Origin of the sequence: Streptosporangium minutum (assembly GCF_002149035.1) — a bacterium.
GTDB classification, from domain to species: Bacteria; Actinomycetota; Actinomycetes; order Streptosporangiales; family Streptosporangiaceae; genus Streptosporangium; species Streptosporangium minutum.
In genome coordinates this window covers 1-3816 of record NZ_NGFP01000425.1, presented here as the reverse complement: position 1 = coordinate 3816, position 3816 = coordinate 1, and the positions used below count along the sequence as shown (strand labels likewise).

The 3816-nt window shown below is 71.3% G+C and carries 2 protein-coding genes; one reads left to right on the top strand and one right to left on the bottom strand.

Annotated elements, in window-relative coordinates; all coding sequences use genetic code 11:
• The coding region (locus CA984_RS43035; protein WP_242676490.1) for a sensor histidine kinase at positions 1-2361 on the bottom strand (2361 nt) is incomplete at its 3' end.
• A gap of 374 nt (positions 2362-2735) precedes the next feature.
• Here CA984_RS43035 and CA984_RS43030 point away from each other — a divergent pair.
• A complete protein-coding gene (locus CA984_RS43030; RefSeq protein ID WP_086579037.1) occupies positions 2736-3815 on the top strand; it encodes a quaternary amine ABC transporter ATP-binding protein in 1080 nt (359 codons plus the stop codon).
• Position 3816: the final 1 nt, after the last annotated feature.

Below are 3816 nucleotides of genomic sequence, written 5' to 3'. Positions count from 1 at the left end.
GGCGGGGGCGGGGGTCACGATGCGGAACCAGCCCGACTCGACCGAGGCGAAGATCGGCAGGAAGTCCTCCTCCGGGTCCAGGGCCGAGGTCTCCACCCTGGGCAGCGACCCGGTGGCGGCGGCCTCCGGCGGGTCCGGAAGGCCTCCGGGCGGGCTGGACGGCGGTTGGAGGGACCGGCCCTCCGGTGCGGGACGCGAGCGCGCGGGCGGGTTCCAGACGTTCGGCCCGGTCGCCCATCGGGCCCTGGCCTGCGGCGGCACGGCCACCGCGTCCGGTGCGACGGGGGCCGCGTCCGGTGCGACGGGCGCCGCCAGGAAGGGGGTCGCGGGCGCCCCGGTCCCCGCCTGGGTGGGCATCGCGGGCTGGAGCGGCACGACCGGCTGGGGCGGCACGACCGGCTGGGGCGAGGCGGGCAGGGAGGCCAGGAGTGCCTCCGGGAGGAGGACCATGGAGGTCAGGCCGGTGTCCTGGGGGCGGAGCTGGACGCGGATGCCGTGTTTGAGCGCGAGGCGGCCGACCACGAACAGGCCCATGCGGCGGGCGACCGAAGCGTCGGCGCCCTGGGGGTTGGCCAGGCGCCAGTTCGCCTGGGAGAGCTCCTCGTGCGTCATGCCGATGCCCTGGTCGGTCACCGAGACCATCACGCCGCCTCCGTCGATCCGGCTGCTGGAGACCACGACCCTGCTGTCCTTCGGCGAGAACGAGACCGCGTTCTCCACCAGCTCGGCGAGCAGGTGCACCACGTCGCTCACCGCGGGTCCCGCCACGGCGACCTCGGACTGGACCCGGACCGTCACCCGGTCGTAGTTCTCCACCTCCGACAGCGAGGCCCGGACGACGTCCATCAGCTCGACCGGCTGCCGCCAGCGCCGCGCCACCTCCTGCCCGGCGAGGACGAGCAGGTTCTCGCTGTTGCGGCGCATGCGGGTGGCCAGGTGGTCGAGCTTGAACAGGTCGGCCAGGCGCTGGTCGTCGCGCTCGCCGCGTTCCAGCCGCTCGACCAGGGTGAGCTGGCGTTCCACGAGCGTCTGGCTCCGGCGGGAGAGGTTGACGAACATCGCGTTGACCGTGTTGCGCAGCTTGGCCTCCTCACCCGCCAGCCGTACGGCCTCCCGGTGGACCTCGTCGAATGCCCGGGCGACCTCACCGATCTCGTCGCGGGACATGACCCCGATCGGCGGCACCTCGGCGAGGATCTCGCCGTCGCGGGACTCGCGGACCTGCTGGACGTATGCGGGCAGCCGCTCGCCGGCGACCCGCAGCGCCTCCCGGCGCAGCCGCCGCAACGGCCTGACCAGCGAGCGCGCCACCCCGGTGGTGATCAGCAGCACCACCAGCAGGAGGCCGGCGACCGATCCGGCGACCAGCAGGGCGCGGCTCTGCTCGGCGTCGCCGAGCTCCTGGCTGCGGGTGACGATGTCCTGGGCGTGGCGCTGCTCGACGTCACGCATCCGGTCGATCGTGACCGTCGCCGCGTCGTACCACTGCCCGGCGTCGTCCGCCTCGGCCAGGTCCAGGCCCTTGAGCGAGGCCCCTGAGGCCGCGCGGAGCAGGACCAGCTCCCGCAGGAACTCGGCCCGGTCGGCGGTCCGGCCGTTGACGGTCTCGTCGAAGAGGCGGCGCCGCTCGCTTCCGGCTTCGGCGGCGAAGGTCCTGCGCTCGTTGCGTTCGGAGGAGAGCGCGCCGAGGAACCTCTCCATCTGTTCCTGCTCGAACCGGCCGGCGACCAGTACCACCGCCAGCAGGGCCCGCTGGAGCGAGGCGGCCTCCTTGGCACGGGCGAGCGCGTCCAGGGTCAGCGCCTGACCGAACAGCACGTCGTCGGCGCTGCCCTTGCCGAGCTCGTCGTGGAGGGAGAGCAGGTCGGCGATCACCAGGGAGTAGGCGTCTATGGCGGCGTCGGGCAGCAGCGTCGACTTCAGCGCCTGCTCCCGCAGCGGCCCGAGGTCGTCCAGCCGGGTGAGCACAGTGTCGATCTCGTCCCTGGTCCGGCCGGTGACCGCCTTGCGCAGCAGGGTGCCGCTGTCGCGGGCGTGCGTCACCGCGGCGTCCACCGCGTTCATCCGGGCGCGCACGGCCTCCGCCTCGCGCTCCGGGCGGCCGAGGGCGATGAACCAGGCCGTGCGGTCGCGCTCCTCGGCCAGCTCGTGGGTGAGGGCGCCGATCCGGTCCGACAGCCTGGCCAGGTCGTTGACCTGCTGGTAGTCGGCGGCGGCACGCATGGAGGCGAAGACCTGGACTCCGCCGAGCAGCACCGCCGCGGCGGTGGGGACCAGGATGAGCGCGACCAGCCTGGAGCGCACCCGCCAGTTCCGCAGGCGCAACCCGCTCCCCGCACCCTGGATGTTGTGTGTACTCACCGAACGCTGCCTCTCGGTGGACGAACCCGCTGGCCGAATTTCCCTTGGTTCCCGGTAATTCGAGCACATCTCGACCTATGGGGCCAATCGAACACAGCTCCACAAATGATTACTTATGAGGCAGAGGGGATAGAATCTGGAGCTCCATTTGCGGACTGGAATCCTCATTACGGACATCCAAATACTCTTATTAAGTATTTCTCATGCCCATATGGCCGTTTGCACCGTTCCAGAATGGTGAGCAGGCGATAACGCGGTGGAAGTGCCGCAACTTCCAGAAGATCACATGATTGTGATTCATGATATTTCCCCCATATCTTGACTCCTTACGTCCGTAGCCCCCCGAATCCGGGCGTCGAGCTTTGGAGGAGACAGTGGCCCCATCCGACGGTGCCGCGATCGAGGTCCGTGGGCTGTGGAAGATCTTCGGCCCCCGGGCGGAGCGTGTTCTCGGCGGTCCCGACGCGCTGCTCGACCCGGTCGCGCTCCGGGACAGGACCGGCTGCGTCGCCGCCGTCAGGGACGTCGGCTTCTCGGTACGACCCGGCGAGGTGTTCGTCGTGATGGGCCTGTCCGGGAGCGGTAAGTCCACCCTGGTCCGCTGCCTGACCCGGCTGATCGAGCCGACCGCCGGAGAGATCTCGATCGCCGGCCAGGACGTGCGGGCCGCCTCCCCCGCCCAGCTCAGGGACCTGCGCAGGCACCGGGTCAGCATGGTCTTCCAGCACTTCGGCCTCCTGCCGCACCGCAGGGTCCTCGACAACGTGGCCTACGGGCTGGAGATCCAGGGCGTGCCCCGGTCGCGACGGTACCGGCGGGCCCGGGAGATCCTCTCCCTGGTCGGCCTGGAGGGCTCCGACGACGTCCGCCCCGACCAGCTCTCCGGCGGAATGCAGCAGCGCGTCGGCCTGGCGCGGGCACTGGCCGCAGACCCCGAGGTGCTCCTGTTCGACGAGCCGTTCAGCGCGCTGGACCCGCTTATCCGCCGGGACATGCAGGCGGAGGTCGTCCGCCTGCACCGCGAGGTCGGCAAGACCATGCTGTTCATCACCCACGACCTGTCCGAGGCGCTCAAGCTCGGCGAGCGCATCGCGATCATGCGGGCGGGCTCGATCGTCCAGCTCGGCACCGCCGAGGAGCTGGTCGGCGCCCCCGCCGACGACTACGTGGCCGACTTCGTCAGGGACGTGCCCAGAAGCGAGGTGCTCTCGCTGCGCTGGATCTGCCGTCCCCCGCTGCGGGAGGACCACCTCGACGGCCCCGTGCTCGCGGCGTCCACCGTCATCCGCGACGCGGTGCCGGCCGCCATGGAGTCGGCCAGGCCGATCCGCGTCATACGGGACGGGGAGCTGATCGGCGTGGTCGACCGCCTCGACATCCTCGGGGCCATGGCCGGCGGCCCGGCGCAGGCCGTACCGGGATCTCGCCGGCCGGCGGCCGGAGCCGGCGCATGAC